Origin of the sequence: Pseudomonas sp. RV120224-01b, assembly GCF_003208145.1 — a bacterium.
Lineage (GTDB): Bacteria > Pseudomonadota > Gammaproteobacteria > Pseudomonadales > Pseudomonadaceae > Aquipseudomonas > Aquipseudomonas monteilii.
In genome coordinates this window covers 120,729-138,015 of sequence record NZ_QKMQ01000011.1, presented here as the reverse complement: position 1 = coordinate 138,015, position 17,287 = coordinate 120,729, and the positions used below count along the sequence as shown (strand labels likewise).

Below are 17,287 nucleotides of genomic sequence, written 5' to 3'. Positions count from 1 at the left end.
CCTATCAGCCTGCCGGGGGCGTGAAAATCGCCCCCAGCTGTTCGCGGCTCTGTGCCATGCCCACGTTTTCGCTCAGCCCTTGGCGCAAGAATTCCACCAGCTTCGATTGCAAGGCAATGGCCAGGTCGGTTTCAGGATCGCCGCCGGCCACGTAGGCACCCACGCTAATCAGGTCGCGGCTTTGCGACAGGCGCGACCACAGCTGCTTGAACTTCTGCGCCTGGCGCAAGTGGTCGGCATCGACCACCTGGGGCATGACCCGGCTGATCGACGCTTCGATGTCGATGGCCGGGTAATGGCCTTCCTCGGCCAACCGACGCGACAACACAAAGTGACCGTCGAGCACGCCCCGCGCCGAGTCGGCGATAGGGTCCTGCTGGTCGTCGCCCTCTGACAGCACGGTATAGAACGCCGTGATCGATCCACCGCCCGGCTCGCCATTGCCCGCCCGCTCCACCAGCTTGGGCAGCTTGGCGAACACCGATGGCGGGTAACCGCGAGTGGCCGGCGGCTCGCCGATGGCCAGGGCGATTTCCCGCTGGGCCTGGGCGAAACGGGTCAAGGAGTCCATCAGCAGCAGCACATTCTTGCCCTTGTCGCGGAAGTATTCGGCGATGCGCGTGCAGTACATGGCCGCGCGCAGACGCATCAGCGGCGCATCGTCGGCCGGCGACGCCACCACCACCGAGCGCTTGAGGCCCTCTTCGCCGAGGATATGCTCGATGAACTCCTTCACTTCGCGGCCCCGCTCACCGATCAGCCCGACCACGATGATTTCGGCTTCGGTGAAGCGGGTCATCATGCCCAGCAGCACCGATTTACCCACACCGGTACCGGCAAACAGGCCCAGCCGCTGACCACGGCCAACGGTAAGCAAACCATTGATGCTGCGAATACCCACGTCCAGCGGCTTGCTGATGGGGTCGCGGTTGAGCGGGTTGATCACCGGGCCGTCCATAGGCACCCAGTCCTCGGCCTTCATCCCACCCTTGCCATCCAGCGCGCGGCCGGCGCCATCCAGCACCCGACCGAGCATGCTCATGCCCATGGGCAGGCGGCCACTGTCATCCAGCGGCACCACCCGTGCGCCCGGCGCAATACCGACGATGCTGCCCACCGGCATAAGGAACACCTTGGGCCCGGCAAAGCCCATGACTTCGGCCTCGACCTGCACCGGGTGGTAACTGTCGTCGTTGATCACCAGGCAACGGCTGCCCACTGCGGCGCGCAGGCCTTCGGCCTCCAGGGTGAGCCCGACCATGCGCAGCAGGCGGCCTTCGACGACGGGCTGGGCCGGCAGCTCGATGGCCTCAGCATAACTGCCCAGGCGCTTGCCGAAGCTGGTGCGTTCAAGGCGCATCAGGGGTATCCACCGGGCTGGCCAGATCTACCGCCATATCCGGCGCTGCCGGGTGCAGTGCGTGGTCGTGCAATTGGTCGAACAGTTGTGCCACGGCTTTTTCGATGCGCGTTTCCATGGTTGCATCGATACGGCTGTGAAGCGTCTCGATCCGGCAACCACCTGGCAGCAGTGCACTGTCTTCCAACAGCCGCCAGCTTTCCTCATGGCGTTCGCGCAGGGCCTTGGCCAGCTCGAAATCCTGCGGGTTGAGGTGGATGCGGATATTGTCTGCACCCATGGGCAGCAGCTTGAGCGCTTCGCGCAGCACTTGGGTGATCTGGCTGGAGTCGCTGCGCAGCTCGCGGCCGATCACCTGGCGAGTCATGTGGGCCACCAGATGCACCAGTGTTTTCTCGATCTGCGTGTCCTGCTCGGCGATCGGCTCCATCAGGTTGGCCATCAGCCGGTCAAGGCTTTCCAGCTTGGCCTTCAGAGCCTCTTCGGCCTCCTGTCGGACCTTGAGCTGGGTGCTGTGAAAACCTTCGCGCTCACCGGTGGCAAAGCCCTCGTTGTAGGCCTCTTGCCGGATCGCTTCGAGTTCTTCCAGGGTCAGCGGCTGGACTTCTTCCAGCGGCACTTCCTCGACTTCCTCGATGACCTCGGGTTCAGGTTCAGGCTCCGGTTCGGGCTCCGGTTCCGGGTCGAAGCTGGGCAGCGCCCACACGTCTACGCCCTCAAGGTCGCGGGCGCGGATCAGGTCGCTGGGGTGATGTTCTTTGCTGGACATGTTTTCAGGTACTCAAAACCATGCGCAGCCGTCGCAATCCCTGTGGGAGCGGGTTTACCCGCGAATGCGTCGGCAGCGACAACCTCTATCTCCTGGCCTGACGCCTTCGCGGGTAAACCCGCTCCCACAGGGGACTGCGTAGGCGGGTAGATCGCGAAAAACCTAGATCATTTCCTCGGCGCCTTTGCCGCCGAGCACGATCTCGCCGGCCTCGGCCATACGTCGGGCAATGGTAAGGATTTCCTTCTGTGCCGTTTCCACGTCGCTGACCCGTACCGGCCCCTTGGCCTCCAGGTCGTCGCGCAGCAGCTCCGAAGCACGTTTGGACATGTTCTTGAAGATCTTGTCCTTGACCCGCTCGTCGGCGCCCTTGAGCGACACCACCAGCACGTCGGACGACACTTCGCGCAACAGCGCCTGGATACCGCGATCGTCGACGTCGGCCAGGTTGTTGAAGACAAACATCAGGTCTTCGATCTGCTCCGACAGGTCGCTGTCGATTTCGCGGATCGCGTCCATCAGTGCACCTTCCACCGAGCTATCGAGGAAGTTCATGATGTCGGCAGCACGCTTGATGCCGCCCAAGGTGGTACGCGCCGCATTGGAGTTGCCCGAGAACTGCTTCTCGAGGATCTGGTTCAGTTCCTTCAATGCTGCTGGCTGCACGGTGTTCAGCGACGACACGCGCAGGACGATGTCCAGGCGCACCTTGTGGTCGAAGTTGCTCAGCACTTCACCGGCCTGGTCCGGGTCGAGGTACGCCACCACGATGGCCTGGATCTGCGGGTGCTCGTAGCGGATCACGTCGGCGACAGCACGCGGCTCCATCCACTTCAGGCTGTCCAGGCCACTGGTGTTGCCACCGAGCAGGATGCGGTCGACCAGGCCATTGGCCTTGTCCTCGCCCAAGGCCTGGTTGAGCATCTTGCGGATGTAGGCATCGGACCCCACGCCCAAGCTGGTCTGGTCGCCGACGATGTCGACGAACTCGCTCATCACCTGTTCCACCTGGTCACGGTGCACATTGCCCATCTGCGCCATGGCCACACCTACCCGCTGCACCTCCTTGGGGCCCATGTGCCGCAGCACCTGGGCCGCATCGGTCTCGCCCAGCGAGAGCAGAAGGATCGCCGCCTTGTCGACGCGGCTCAGCTTGGCGGTAACGGCTCGGTTATCACTCATCGGCGTTGATCCAGTCTTTCACGACCTGGGCGACACGGCCCGGGTCTTCGGCCACCAGGCCTTTGATTGCGTTGAGCTGTGCCTCGTAACCCTCGCTCGGGCTAGGCAGCAGAATGCTTGTCGGGCCACCCAGGCTGACGCGGTCGTTGGCCAGTTCGCCATCCAACCCCACCATGCCGCCCAGCTCCATGTCGCTATCCGAGGCAGCCTGCTTGCCGCCCCCTGTGATGTTGTTCAGCACTGGCCGCAGTACACCGAATACCAGCACCAGGATGAACACCACGCCCAGTACCTGCTTGACGATGTCCCAGAACCACGGCTGCTGATAGAAGGCGATGTCGGCAATTTCTTCGCCACGGTCGGCGGCGAACGGCACGTTGATCACTGTCACGCTGTCGCCACGGCTGGCATCGAAGCCCACGGCGTCCTGCACCAGGCGGGTAAAGCGCGCCAGGTCCTCGGCGCCCCACGGCGCGCGCGTGCTGTCGCCAGTGGCCGGGTCGATCTTGACCTGATCGTCCACCACCACGGCCACCGACAGACGGGTCATACGCCCTTGTTGCTGGCGGGTGTGGCTGATGGAACGGTCCAGTTCGAAGTTCTTGGTGCTTTGCTGGCGCTTGTCCGACGGGTACGGCGCGAGCATCGGCTGGCCGGTGGCCGGGTCCATGATCTGCTGGCCGTTGGCATCCACCAGCGGCTGGCCAGGCTGAATGGCCGCAGCCGGGGTGGCAGCGCCACCGGTGGTTTGCGGGGCCGAGGCCGCGCCGGGTGGCTGGTTGCTCAGTGCGCCGGGCACACCTTGCGGGCCTTGACTGCTGGCGCGTTGTTCATCGACCGATTGCTCGCTGCGCAGCGCTGGCTGGTCGGGGTTGAACTGCTCGGAGGTGGACTCCACCGCACTGAAGTCCAGGTCCGCCGACACTTCGGCCTTGTAGCGGTCGTTGCCCAGCACTGGCTGCAGGATGTTGTGCACACGCTGGGTGAGCATGCTTTCCACCCGGCGGCTGTAGTCGAACTGCTTGCCGGCCTGGGTGAGCGCGGAGTCCTGGATCTGTTCGGACAGCAGGTTGCCCTTCTGGTCGACCACGGTGACCTGTGATTTGTCCAGCTCTGGCACGCTGGTGGCGACCAGGTTGACGATGGCCATCACCTGTCCGGCTTCCAGGGCACGGCCCGGGTACAGCTCGACCAGCACCGAGGCGCTGGGCTTGCGTTCATCGCGCACGAATACCGAGCTTTTCGGGATGGCCAGGTGCACGCGTGCACCCTTGACATTGTTCAGGCTGGAAACAGTACGCGCCAGCTCACCTTCCAGGCTGCGGCGGTAGCGGGTGGCCTCCATGAACTGGCTGGTGCCCAGGCCCTGCTCCTTGTCGAGCAGCTCGAAACCCACGTTGCCGTCGCTCGGCGCCACCCCGGCGGCGGCCAGCTTCAGGCGCGCACGGGAGAGATCGTCGGCTTTGACCAGCAGAGCACCCGAGTTGGGTTCCACGTTATAAGGGATATCAGCAGCGGCCAGGGTGTCCATGACCTGCTTGGTGTCCATGCCCGACAGGCTGCCGTACAACGGACGATAATCGGGTTGTTGCGACCACAGCACCACGGCAAAGCCGATCGCCACGCTGGCCGCCAGGCCGACCATGAGGCCGATCTGCCGCAGCATGGGCATCTGTGCGATGTTTTCCAGGAACGACATACCGGGCAGCGGCCGCTTGGCCGCTGGCGCGCCAGTCTTGGCAGGGGGGTTGTCGACGACTGCTTCAGCCATGGTTTACATCCGTCCTCAAACCGGCATCTGCATGATGTCCTGGTACGACTGGACCACCTTGTTGCGTACCTGGGTCAGGGCCTGCATCGACACGCTGGCCTTTTGCGAAGCGATCATCACGTCCGTCAGGTCGACGCCGCTCTTGCCGATTTCGAAGGCATTGGCCAGCTGGGTCGAGGCCTGCTGCGTCTCATGCACCTTGCCGATGGCCTGGCCGAGCATGTCGGCAAAGGTACTTTGCCCCGGCGCCAGCTCTGGTGCGGCAGCGACCTTCGGCAACGACATGGCATCAGCCTGCATGGCCCGCATGTCCAACATCAGACGATTGAATTCAACACCTTGGCTCATGACCCTTCTCTCTCCCTGCAGCCGCATTTTTTTGACGTTCATGCGGCGGATAGCCTACCTAAAGCAACAAAGGTGCCAGCCTTTGCGACTGATTTCCCCAGAGGTCGCACAATTCCTGTGGGAGCGGCCTTGTGTCGCGATAGGGGCGCGAAGCGGCCCCAGTTATTCAGCTTCGCCGCAAAGATCGCCGGGGCCGCCTTGCGGCCCTATCGCGACACAAGGCCGCTCCCACAGGGGGCCGCGCCAACTGCGGAAAAGTTGCTCTTCAGCCGAACAGCCTGGCTTCTACATCGAATCCGGCGTCACGCATCTGCGCCAGCTTGTAACGCAAGGTGCGCGGGCTGATCCCGAGGCGCTCGGCTGCCTCCTTGCGGCGGCCGCGCTCGGCGCGCAGGGTGTCGATGATCATCTGGTACTCGTGGCGACGCATGTCATCACCCAGCCCACTTGCCTCAACAATCACCTCAGGCGAGGGCTCGGTGCCGGCCGACAATGGAATGGCGCCTGCCAGACAAAAATCCGCCGCCTCGATCACCCCACCCTGCTGCAGGATCAGCGCCCGCTGCAGGGCGTTGTCCAGTTCACGCACGTTGCCTGGCCATGCGTGCGCCTGCAGGCAGGCCCGGGCCGCGGGCGAGAGGCGCACCGGGGCATGCTTCATCTTGGCCACATGCCGCGCCAACAGGCGCTCAGCCAGTTGCAGGATGTCGCCTGGGCGCTCGCGCAGCGGGCGCCAGGCCAGCGGAAACACCGACAGGCGGTAGTACAGGTCTTCGCGGAAGCGCCCGGCCGCCACCTCGCCTGCCAGGTCACGGTTGGTGGTGGCCAGCACACGAATGTCGAGGCTGATCGGCTTGCGCCCGCCTACCCGCTCCACCTCGCGTTCCTGCAGCACACGCAGCAGCTTGGCCTGCAAGGCCATGGGCATTTCCGAGATTTCGTCGAGCAGCAACGTGCCACCTTCGGCCTGTTCGAACTTGCCGGCCTGGGCAGCGATAGCGCCAGTGAAGGCGCCCTTCTCGTGACCGAACAGAGTAGCCTCAAGCATATTGTCGGGGATCGCCGCGCAGTTGATCGCGACGAAGGGCTGCGCGGCACGGGGCGACTGCTGGTGAATGTAGCGCGCCAGCACTTCCTTGCCAGTACCGGACTCGCCGGAAATCAGCACGGTCGAGTCACTGCGCGCCACCCGGGCGGCCAGCTCCAGCAACTGGCGGCTGGCCGGCTCGCAGGCCACCGGCCCTTCTTCGCCGGTCACGCGCCCGGCGGCATGCCGTTCGACCAGGCTGAGCAGCGCCTTGGGCTCGAACGGCTTGACCAGGTAGTCGGCAGCGCCCTGGCGCATCGCCTCGACCGCACGCTCGACGGCGGCGTGCGCGGTCATCAGCAACACCGGCAACTGCGGTTGCTGGCGGCGCAGCTGGCTGAGCAACTGGTGCCCGTCCATGCCGGGCATGTTCACGTCACTGACCACCAGGCTGAAGGCGTCATCCAGCACGGCGTCCAGCGCTTCTTCGGCACTGCCCACCGCCTGGTAGGCGAAACCGCCGATTTCCAGGGTATCGCCCAGCGCCTGGCGCAATACGCGGTCGTCCTCGACCAGCAGCACCTTGATTGCCATCACACCCCCTCCGCCAATTGCCCGTCGATCAAGGGCAGCTCTACCCGCACGCAAGTACCACGGCCCACTTTCGAGCGCAGGTTGATCCTGCCCTGGTGCGCACGCACCACGGCCTTGACCACGGCCAGGCCCAAACCGGTACCGGTGGCCTTGGTGGTCAGGAACGGCTCACCCAGGCGGCCGAGCAAATCGGCATCGATACCGCAGCCAGCATCGCTGACGCACAGGTGCAAGGTGTGTTCACGGCGGTACACGTGCACCTTCAGCCGTGCCGGCCCGTCGCTGGCCTGCAGGGCATTTTCGACCAGGTTGAGCAAGGCCCCCACCAGGGTGTCGCGGTTGCACAGCAGCTCACCCAGGTGGCTGTCACACTGCCAGCGCACGGCATGCCCCTGCACATGCACCTGGGCCGCCTGCTGCAGCGCCTGGAACAAGGCTTTCGGAGTAACCCGATCACCCAGCGGCAGCTCGCCACGGGCGAACACCAGCATGTCGCGCACCTGGTGCTCCAGTTCGTGCAGGCGTTCCTTCAGGGTGCCGGCAAAGCGCTGGCGGGTTTCCGCGCTCAGCTGTTGCTCGCTATCGGCCAGATGACTGGCGTACAGCATGGCTGCCGACAGCGGCGTACGGATTTGATGCGCCAGCGAAGCGACCATGCGCCCAAGCGACGACAACCGCTCGTGGCGCGCCAGCTGGTCTTGCAGGCGACGGGTTTCAGTCAGGTCATTGAGCAGCACCAGCTGGCCGGGCTCGGCGTCCAGCGAACGGGTGGCGATCGACAGGCGACGGCCGTCGCGCAACGAGACTTCGTGGCCATCGTCCTTGCGCGGGGCAAAGCTGCGGGCAATCACCTGGCGCCACAGCTGGCCGATCAGCGGCTCACCGAGCAACTCGCAGGCAGCCGGGTTGGCTTCACGCACCAGGCCCTGGCCGTCGATCACGATCACCCCGCCGGGTAGCAGATCCAGCAGGTTTTGCAGACGGTTGGCCAGGCGCTCCTTCTCGCTGAGTTCGGCGATGCGCTGGGCGCTGACCACGGCCAGCTCACCCTTGAGCTCACTGACCCGGGCTTCGAGCAGGCTGTAGGACTGGCTCAACTGGCTGGACACCTGATTGAACAAGGCGAAGGCTTGCTCGACACCCTGGCGGCTTTCCTGTTCCACCGGGGTTTGCCCCTGCTGGTCGGGGGCTAGGGATACGTGGGCGGCCTGGGGCATCGTGCTCTCTCGCGTGGCTGACCGTCATAAAAACGGTATGTTCCCAGCGGTGTAGCAATAGCCGTGCCGGAGATAGGGAATTGAGTTGCCTGTGGGGCCTCTCCGCGGGCAAACCCGCTCCCACAGGGACAGCGCAGGCCTTAAGCCTTGTGCAGTACCTGTGGGAGCGGGTTTACCCGCGAAGAGGCCGGATCAGGCGACATCAGTCCTCTGCCTGGTCCTCGCCGCCCTGGCGGCTCATGCCGTACTTGCGCATCTTCTCGACCAGGGTGGTCCGGCGAATGCGCAAACGTTCAGCCGCGCGCGCAACGATACCGTTGGCATCATCCAGCGCCTGCTGGATCAGGCCCTGCTCCAGGCTACCGAGGTAGTCTTTCAGGTCGAGCCCTTCTGGCGGCAGCATGGCATGGTTGCTGAAGTTCGGCGTATGGCCATTGATCGCCACGCGCTCTTCCAGGTCGCTGCGCAGGCTGTCGACCATCTGCTCATCTTCATCGTCGACGTAGCGGAACTTCTTCGGCAACTCGGACACGCCAATCACACCGTACGGGTGCATGATCGCCATGCGCTCGACCAGGTTGGCCAGCTCACGCACGTTACCCGGCCAGCCGTGGCGGCACAGCGACATGATCGAGGCAGAGTTGAAGCGGATGGAACCGCGCTTCTCATGCTCCATGCGCGAGATCAGCTCGTTCATCAGCAGCGGGATATCTTCCACCCGCTCACGCAGCGGCGCCATCTCGATGGGGAACACGTTCAGGCGGTAATACAGGTCTTCACGGAAGGTGCCGTCCTCGATCATGGTCTCGAGGTTCTTGTGCGTCGCGGCGATGATGCGCACATCGATGCTCTGGGTCTTGTTGCTACCCACGCGCTCGAAGGTGCGCTCCTGCAGCACACGCAGCAGCTTGACCTGCATCGGCAACGGCATGTCGCCAATTTCATCAAGGAACAAGGTACCGCCGTTGGCCAACTCGAAACGCCCGGCACGGCTGGTGATCGCACCGGTAAAGGCACCCTTCTCGTGGCCGAACAGCTCGCTTTCCAGCAACTCGGCCGGGATCGCGCCACAGTTGACCGGCACGAACGGCGCTTCGCGGCGCTTGGAGTGGTAGTGCAGGTTACGCGCCACCACCTCTTTGCCCGTACCCGACTCGCCCAGGATCAACACGCTGGCATCGGTGTCGGCCACTTGCTGCATCATCTGCCGCACATGCTGGATGGCACGGCTGGTGCCGACCAGGCTGCGGAACAGATTGGGCTCGCGCTGGCGGCCGCGCTCGCGCGCCTGATCGTACATTTCACGGTAGACCTGGGCACGGTGCAGCGAATCCAGCAGCTGGCTGTAGCTTGGCGGCATTTCCAGGTTGGAAAGCACACGGCGGCGAAGCTCTTCCGGCAGCTCGGCCGAAGAAATTTCACCTAAAAGCAGAACCGGAAGGAACTCATCCCAGGCAGCCACTGTCTTAAGCAGCCCAAGGAGATTGCCCGATGCGTTCACGGTGCCAATGAGCACACATAACACTTCGCGACTGGAAGACAACGGCTCGACGACTTGCTGCCAGTCCTGGCTTGAGCAAGCGAGGTTTTCTTCGCCGAGGAAATTGAGCACCACCGCCAGGTCACGGCGGCGTGCGCTGTCGTCGTCGATCAGCAGAATCTTGGTTTCACGCCACATGCAATAGCAACTTCCCTAGTCATATCGGCGCCCTGTGGGCGTGCTCGACATCATTCCGACTGAATGGTCAGTGTTCGGACGTCTGAAATTCGAAAACAGCCACTAGTAAAGTCAAAAAACACCGGTCAGTCAAATTAATGGCGCACGGCTTTTTGCAACATCGGTGGTCAGGTGAACAAATGGTATACCTTTGCCGCGTTCTTCGCCTGACGGATTTTCGTCATTTCGTCGACCAAGGATTGACGCTCGCCACTTGCAACCTCGATTAGCTGGCGGTAAACGGCCAACAATTGCTCAAGGCTGGCACTGACATCCGCCTCATTGCCTTTGGCTTCGGACACCATGTCACCAATGCGCAAGCGGCATTCCAGGTCCAGCTCCCCCACCGCTTCCCAGTCGCGTTCGGCCAGCGCCGCCAGCAGCATGTCGCGGGTCTGTTCGATGCGGGCGATTACTTCGCTCATGTCATGCTCCTTTATCAGGAAGCCGACGACTGATCGCCGATTGCGTCCCAACCTTCCTTCACAGTGATCAGCAGGCGCGCGACCTCGTCGATGATGGCCGGGTCGCCCTTGAGATTGGCTTCGGTCAGGCGGCGGCTCATGTAGACATACAGGCTATCCAGCTCAGCCAGGTTGTCAGCATGGTTTTCCAGGTCCAGCCCTTCACGCAGCCCGCCGATGATGTCGATGGCCTTGCCGAGCAGAATACCGCGCTGCGCGATGTCATTACGCGCGATGGCACCTTTGGCCTGGGCCATACGATCAAGGCCGCCCTGCATGAGCATCTGTACCAGGCGGTGTGGACTGGCTTCGGACGTCTGCGCCACGCCGTTGACTTTCTGGTATTGACGAAGGGCCAACATCGGGTTCATGGATCTACCTCGTTGCAGCGAAAAGGTTGCTTGTACCTGTGTATCGCCTGAGCGTCAAAAAACTTTAGTGCCAACGCAAAAAGCCCGGAGCGACACGAGGCGCTGCCGGGCTTTTTACGTGGCAAAAGGCGAGAACGATCAGGAGTTCTTGGCCTGCGCGTTGATAGCGTCGAAAACCGATTTGATCTGGTCGGCCTGGGCATTCAACTTGGCCACAGCGGTGTCCATTGCCACCCACTTCTTGGTCAGCGACTCGGTCAAAGCCTCGGTGCGACGATCCAGCGCGGTCTGCTGGTCTGCCAGGTTCTTCGCCACCTTGTCCAGGTTGCTTTTGCGCGTGGCCAGGCTGCCGTCCGTGGAGTTGTACGGATCGATGGCCTTGTTCATGCGCTCGATCAACCCATTGGAGCCGGTGAACAACTCCTGAACTTCGGAGCCCAGCTTCTTGTCGTTCATCGCCGCGGTGAACTTGGTCGAGTTGAATTCGAGGGTGCCATCTTTCGTGGTGTTGATACCCAGCTGGCTCAGGGTCGTCAGCTGGTCGCCCGCCCCTACCTCGGACAGCACCTTGCGAATATCGTTGACCAGCGAACGGGTGGTCGGGTCGTTGCTCAACGGGCCGAGCGACAGGTTGTCATCTTCGTCACGCGTGGACGTTGTCAGCGCAGTAATGGTTTTCTGCAACGTGTTGTAGGCATCGACGAACGACTGAATCGACTTTTGCAGACCTGTATTGTCCTGCGACACCGCAACATTGGTTGGGACACCGCCGGCGCCCGAATTGGCACTGACGCCCGTCAGCTCCAGCGTGATGCCACTGATGGCGTCGGTGATGGTGTTCTTCTTGCTGGTGACCACCAGGCCATCGATGGTCAGCTCGGCATCCTGCGCCTTGGCGGTAATGAACCCGGCGCCGGTGTCCGACATCTGCTGAGTACCGTCGATCTCAAGCTCAGGGACACCACTGACCATCAGGTCGGTCTTGGCACCGGTGGTGGTGGAGCTGAACACCAGCCGCGCACCGTCCTTGCCGTTCACGATGTTGGCAGAGATACCCTGAACACCCAGCTCTTTGTTGATCTGGTCACGCACGGACTGCAACGACGCGCCATCTTCAACTTCGAGCTCATAGGTGTTGCCGTTCTGCTCGATGGTCAGCGTACCGCCCGTCACCGTTGCAGCCGCACCGCCAGCGATCGGGGCACTGGCCACTTTCGAGCCGGTCGCCAGCTTGTTGACCACAATGTCGTAGCTGCCGGCCACTGCCGTGTTGCCAGCCGTCACCTTGACCACTGACTCATTGGCCGACTTGGCGGCGTATGCATTGAACGCAGGGCTGGTGGAGCTGTTCAGCTTCGCCATGGCGTCCTGAAACGCCGTCAGGGCACTGCGCAGCGAGCCCACACCGGAAATCATCGCGGTATTGTTGCTGGTCTGCCGAGTGATCTGCGCCTTCTTGGCTGCCGTGTCGGCATTGACCAACGCCGCGACCATTTCGGTGATATTCAGCCCCGTACCTTGACCGATACTGGAAACCAGGGTGCTCGCCATACAGTTATCCCTCTTTGTTGACCGTCAGCACCTGCTCCTGCAAGCCCGACGTGATTCCTGCCTTAGCACATTCTCCGCCGATCAGACCTTGGCGTCGAACAAAATACTGTTTACATCGCTCAGGTTATGCGCAATCCGCAAAGCCTCTTCAGAAGGCAATTGGCGGATCAGCTCGCCGGTTTCACTGGCGATGACCTTGACGACGATCTTTCCGGATTCTTCGTCCGTGGAGAATTCCAGGTTGCGTCGGGTGGAGCTGAGAAACTTTTCGATTTCCGAAACAGCGTTTTTCACTTTTTCGGCATCATTGCTGTGCTCGGCAGCACTGATGGCATTGGGTACCAGCGTGTCACTGCCGCTACGCGACGCTTGCTCGGTGCGGGCAACCGGTTTTTCGCCAGCCTGTTCAGCGGGGCGGGATGCCGGGTAGGACAGATTCAGCTTGACGCTCATGTCCATGTCTACCACCTCATAACGAAAAGGCGGGGAAGCGCCTTAGAATGCACTCCCCCGCCGATCACCATCAGCGATTACTGAAGCAGCTTCAGTACGGCGGATGGCAGTTGGTTGGCCTGGGCCAGAATCGAAGTGGAAGCTTGCTGCAGGGTCTGCTGCTTGGTCAGCTGGGCAGTTTCAGCGGCGAAGTCGGTGTCCTGTACACGGCCACGGGCGGCTTCGGCGTTTTCGTTGATGTTCTGCAGGTTGTTGATGGTGCTGGTCAGACGGTTCTGAACGGCACCCAGGTCGGCACGGGTGCTGTTGATCGCGTTCAGTGCGTCATCGATGGCGCTCAGGGCGGCGGTGAAGGTCGCTTCGGCAGCGGCGCTGTCGGCACCGGTGATGCTCATGCCACTCAGGCCGCTCAGCGCGCCAGTGGTGTTCATGGCATCGCTCAGGCTGATGGTGATCTGGTTGTCGCTACCGGTGTTGGAACCGACCTGGAAGGTCATGTCGCTGGCGGTACCGTCCAGCAGGTTCTTGCCGTTCAGCTGGGTCGAACCGGCGATACGGTCGATCTCTTTGAGCATCGACTGGAATTCTTTATCCAGTGCGTCGCGGTCTGCTTCGCTGTTGTTGTCGTTTCGCGACTGAACAGCCAGTTCACGCATACGCTGCAGGATGTTGGTCTGCTCTTGCATCGCGCCTTCAGCAGTCTGGGCGATGGAGATGGCGTCGTTGGCGTTTTTGATCGCCATGGTCTGGCCACGGATCTGCGAAGTCATGCGGGTAGCGATCTGCAGGCCGGCAGCGTCGTCTTTGGCGCTGTTGATTTTCAGGCCGGAAGACAGACGGGTCATCGAGGTGCCCAGTGCATCGGAAGCCCGGTTCAGGTTCTTCTGAACGCCCAGGGAGGTGGTGTTGGTGTTTACAGTCAAAGCCATGACGAATTCCTCGTTGGATTGGGTACTACGGCTTCCGGCCTTGGCAATTCGCCGGAGGTGGCACAGAGAACCTTCGTAATAGTTATCGTCGTCAGGGCGGCTTGCTTTAGCGTAATTTCAAAAAAATTTGCTGGCACCGTGCCAGCCCAATGAAATCAAGGAGTTGACGCCAATTTACAGGCGCCACATTGATGCAGGATAGAAAGTAAAACGCCGTCAGATGATGACGGCGTTAGTGGAGGCGACGAACGGTCAGTCACAACGCTCGATAATGGCCGAGCCCCACGACAAGCCCACCCCGAAGCCACTCAGCGCCACGCGCTTGAAGCTGGAGCCAAGCACGTGCTTTTCCAGCAGCAACGGTATGCTGGACGACACGGTATTGCCCGTCTCGACCATATCCTTGACGAACTTCTGCTTGTGCTCGCCTTCATCGAAGCGCGACGAAACGGCATCGACGATCGCCGCGCTGCCCTGGTGCAGGCAATACAGGTCGATATCCTCGGCCTGGAGTGCGCTGGCCTCAAGCAGCTGTTGCAAGTGCGCCGGCACCTTGACCAAGGCAAAGTTGTAGACCTGCCGACCATTCATGAAGAACTTGCCATCGGTGGTACGCAGGTGCTCGGCACCAGCGCCATCGCTGCCGAACAACGACTTGCCCAATTGCCAGGCAGCGCCCTCGCCCATCCAGGTGGCGGTAGCGGCGTCACCGAACAGCATGGTGGTATTGCGATCTTCCGGGTCGACAATTTTCGAGTAAGGGTCGGCAGTGATCAGCAGGCCGTTTTTAAGGCCCGCGGCCTCCATGAAACCCTTCATGGCATACAAGCCATACACATAGCCCGAGCAGCCCAGGGAAATGTCAAAGGCCGCGACGGCGGTGGACAGCCCGAGCTTGTGCTGAACGATCGCCGCAGTGTGCGGCAGCCCTTCGGCATCGCCGTTCTGGGTGACCACGATCACGGCATCGATGGCAGCACGATCCAGCGACTGGTTGGCGGCAAACAATGCTTGGGCTGCCTCGACACAAAGATCGGATGTTTCCTGGTTGGCATCCTTGCGCGGCAAGAAGGTGGAGCCGATCTTGCCGAAAATGAACTCTTGATCCTTGCCGAATTTCGCACCTTGGGCGTAGTTGTCTACACCATTCACAGGTACGTAACTGGCGATGCTTTTAATGCCAATCATTGTGGCTTCCCGGTTGACATGGCGGATAGTGCGGGATCGGGCCTGAAACTGGCCTCGTCAGGCCATCGACGTGGCTGCCCGCTGACTTGATAGATTAAAGATGCACGTTTCGACTGCCAAGTCACGGTTATACGACCAAAGCTGCGAATGCCGCAATGCCGGGGCTGCTTTTGCATGGTGTTCACGCAGCCCAAAGGACTCATTACCGCAGCCCAAGTCAAAAAAGAGTACTACACCTCGGCCAGCTCAACCGAGCGGCCAGCTAAATCGCCGCGTCCTTGATCGACTGCTGCAAGCCATGGCGCAGTTGCAACCCGAGCTCCGAGCGCGCCTTGTCGATGCAGGGTACATACCGGTTCCGGAAACTCCCCGGAGTAGCCTGAGCGGCTGCAATGTGCACCGTTTTTTGGGGGGACAGCACGTCACGCACCTGATGCGCGAGCTCAGCGATCGTCACCGCCTCATCCGAGCCGACGTTGTAAGCAGTGCCCGCACGCCCTTGGCGCAACATCACATCCAGCCAGTGAGCCAGATCACGCTGGTCCATGTAGGAACGCACGGGCGTTCCATCCCCACTGACGCGAATGGCAGGCGACTCAAGCGCGTCGCGGATGAAGTTGCCTATCGCGAAGTGCACATCGCGCGGCAGGTCCCTGCCGACAAACGCGAAACAGCGGGCGATGACCACTTCCAGGCCAAACTGCTGCTGGTACAGGATGCACAGATGCTCGGCACAGCGCTTGGCAACGCTGTAGGCATGGGCAGGTTCCAGCGGGTCGGGCAACCCGTGGTAATCCTCGGGGATCTGCTCCAGCCCCTGTGGCTGGGGGCCGTACACACCACCGGAACTGATCATCAGGAAGCGCGGGATAGAATGCCGGGCTGCATAGTCCAGCAAATTTCGAGTGCCATCGACAATCTGGGTGTAGCGCTGTAACGGAGACAGCTGTGGCCCTGCAGTCGAGTCGGCCGCAGCATGCAGTACATGACTGAAATCCCCGCCCTCTGGCAAAGACTCAGGATCCAGGATGTCGCCACGATACAGGCGTATCCAGTCATGGATGCCAAATTCTGGATACCGCTCAAGAAAGCTTTCTGGAGAGCGGCTCAGGACGGTGACCATAGGGACAGCGGCACCTGCATTGGCGGCCGCCATCCAGTGCCGCAGCAACGCCTTGCCAAAAAAACCGGTGCCACCGGTCAATAGCACCTTCATTGGCCCGGAACCGCATACAGGACAGACTCGAACGTGTTCGATGCATGCTGCCGTATATGAAGCCGATAGCTCGGGCACAGCGCTGACAGCAGCTCTGGCAGCTCCCATAGATCCTGCTGATTATGGTAGAGGGACACCGCGAGCACCGGCCGATTTCGCCGAATGATACCTGCAGCACCGCGTAAAACAGCGGCCTCAGCACCCTCCACATCAAGCTTGATCAGGTCTACCGGAACTGCGGGCAACATTTGATCCAACGCCACCGCAGCAATCGAGATTCCGTCACCCTGATCACTGATAGCGCAGGCTTCTCCCTGGCCAGCGTTGAAGGTCAAGAGGCTGTGGCGCTCAGCGGCAGCCAGGGGCAAACAGACGGCATTGCGCCCCTTGGCCGAGACCTGCTGGACCAGCCGGACGAAGTTGCCAGGATCAGGCTCAAGCAGAAACGCCTGCCCACAGGAAACCTCAGGCCGCGCCAGCAATGCCTCATAGCTATCGCCATCATAGGCACCACAGTCGACGAAGGTGATCGCGCGCCCTGTCAAGGCAGGCACGGTCAACTCATTGATGTACTGCGCCTCGCCCGAAGAAAAGCTGGCGTATTGCATATCGAGCCCAAGGCGGAAAGCGCATATCCGATAAAGTATCTTGCGACTCTCATCGTCAGCCAGCCCTTCGGCAACACGCCCGATACGCTCCATTGCACCCAACAGAGAGGCGCGAGCGCCCAACCAGAACCTCCAGCCCAAAGCCTCGGAGAACTGCTCGTACAGATCCCACGGCATCAACAGGTTGGCAAAACCTGCTTTCGCAGCGATGCCTAGCAACGCATCGTAGGGCGTATCACGATTGAGTATTCCGAGCGCGACCTGGGCCGTTGGGGCATCTTGCGACAGCTGTTGCCAGTTCACCACCGGCAACCCTGCAACCCTGTCAGATCGCGGTGACGTCTCGACAAAGCCCCCAACGACAAAGCCTTGCTGCTGCATCGCCGTTGCCAGGCTAAGGCCGAAATTCCCCGCACCAAAGATCCACAGCGGTCGACGAGGATCAATGTGCGCCGGTTTCACGTCGTTCGCCCGGTCGCGCAGAGCCATGAAGTCTTCGAAGCGCCACGTTGTGTCAGCCAT

Annotated in this window: 16 protein-coding genes; all 16 read right to left on the bottom strand. The window is 61.7% G+C overall.

Annotation, left to right across the window (positions count from 1 at the left end; all coding sequences use genetic code 11):
* Positions 1-4: 4 nt before the first annotated feature.
* The gene (gene fliI / locus N436_RS18005; RefSeq protein ID WP_110741653.1) at positions 5-1,360 is read right to left on the bottom strand and encodes a flagellar protein export ATPase FliI; all 1,356 of its coding nucleotides are present in this window, start codon (positions 1,358-1,360) and stop codon (positions 5-7) included.
* Positions 1,350-2,129, bottom strand: a complete 780-nt coding sequence (gene fliH, locus N436_RS18000; protein WP_105946093.1) for a flagellar assembly protein FliH — start codon at positions 2,127-2,129, stop codon at positions 1,350-1,352. The genes fliI and fliH overlap by 11 nt, the downstream gene beginning before the upstream one ends.
* Before the next feature lie 162 nt (positions 2,130-2,291).
* Positions 2,292-3,311, bottom strand: a complete 1,020-nt coding sequence (gene fliG / locus N436_RS17995; protein WP_003254434.1) for a flagellar motor switch protein FliG — start codon at positions 3,309-3,311, stop codon at positions 2,292-2,294.
* Entirely contained in the window at positions 3,304-5,082 is a 1,779-nt protein-coding gene (gene fliF / locus N436_RS17990) for a flagellar basal-body MS-ring/collar protein FliF (RefSeq protein WP_105946092.1), read from the bottom strand. Before fliF ends, fliG begins: the two co-directional genes overlap by 8 nt.
* 15 nt (positions 5,083-5,097) lie before the next feature.
* Positions 5,098-5,430: a flagellar hook-basal body complex protein FliE gene (fliE, locus tag N436_RS17985; RefSeq protein ID WP_105946091.1), complete on the bottom strand. Its 333-nt coding sequence runs from the start codon at positions 5,428-5,430 to the stop codon at positions 5,098-5,100.
* A 265-nt stretch (positions 5,431-5,695) separates the two neighbouring features.
* The gene (locus N436_RS17980) at positions 5,696-7,051 is read right to left on the bottom strand and encodes a sigma-54 dependent transcriptional regulator (protein ID WP_110741652.1); all 1,356 of its coding nucleotides are present in this window, start codon (positions 7,049-7,051) and stop codon (positions 5,696-5,698) included.
* A complete protein-coding gene (locus tag N436_RS17975) occupies positions 7,051-8,268 on the bottom strand; it encodes a PAS domain-containing sensor histidine kinase (protein ID WP_105946089.1) in 1,218 nt (405 codons plus the stop codon). Before N436_RS17975 ends, N436_RS17980 begins: the two co-directional genes overlap by 1 nt.
* A 202-nt stretch (positions 8,269-8,470) precedes the next feature.
* A complete protein-coding gene (gene fleQ / locus N436_RS17970) occupies positions 8,471-9,946 on the bottom strand; it encodes a transcriptional regulator FleQ (RefSeq protein ID WP_110741651.1) in 1,476 nt (491 codons plus the stop codon).
* A gap of 167 nt (positions 9,947-10,113) precedes the next feature.
* Positions 10,114-10,410, bottom strand: coding sequence for a flagellar protein FliT (locus tag N436_RS17965; protein WP_110741650.1), 297 nt, complete (start codon positions 10,408-10,410; stop codon positions 10,114-10,116).
* Between the two features lie 14 nt (positions 10,411-10,424).
* Positions 10,425-10,820: a flagellar export chaperone FliS gene (fliS, locus tag N436_RS17960; RefSeq protein ID WP_016711797.1), complete on the bottom strand. Its 396-nt coding sequence runs from the start codon at positions 10,818-10,820 to the stop codon at positions 10,425-10,427.
* 138 nt (positions 10,821-10,958) lie between these two features.
* The gene (fliD, locus tag N436_RS17955; RefSeq protein WP_110741649.1) at positions 10,959-12,371 is read right to left on the bottom strand and encodes a flagellar filament capping protein FliD; all 1,413 of its coding nucleotides are present in this window, start codon (positions 12,369-12,371) and stop codon (positions 10,959-10,961) included.
* 81 nt (positions 12,372-12,452) lie between these two features.
* Positions 12,453-12,830 carry a flagellar protein FlaG gene (locus N436_RS17950; RefSeq protein ID WP_105946085.1) on the bottom strand — a complete coding sequence of 126 codons (378 nt, stop codon included), beginning with the start codon at positions 12,828-12,830 and terminating at the stop codon, positions 12,453-12,455.
* A gap of 71 nt (positions 12,831-12,901) precedes the next feature.
* The gene (locus N436_RS17945; protein WP_027615299.1) at positions 12,902-13,753 is read right to left on the bottom strand and encodes a flagellin domain-containing protein; all 852 of its coding nucleotides are present in this window, start codon (positions 13,751-13,753) and stop codon (positions 12,902-12,904) included.
* 252 nt (positions 13,754-14,005) lie between these two features.
* Positions 14,006-14,941 (bottom strand): ketoacyl-ACP synthase III, encoded by a 936-nt coding sequence (locus tag N436_RS17940; RefSeq protein WP_105946084.1) that lies wholly within the window; start codon positions 14,939-14,941, stop codon positions 14,006-14,008.
* Between the two features lie 262 nt (positions 14,942-15,203).
* Complete coding sequence (locus tag N436_RS17935) at positions 15,204-16,157, bottom strand: NAD(P)-dependent oxidoreductase (RefSeq protein WP_105946083.1); 954 nt, start codon at positions 16,155-16,157, stop codon at positions 15,204-15,206.
* Positions 16,154-17,287 (bottom strand): FkbM family methyltransferase, encoded by a 1,134-nt coding sequence (locus N436_RS28850; protein WP_105946082.1) that lies wholly within the window; start codon positions 17,285-17,287, stop codon positions 16,154-16,156. Before N436_RS28850 ends, N436_RS17935 begins: the two co-directional genes overlap by 4 nt.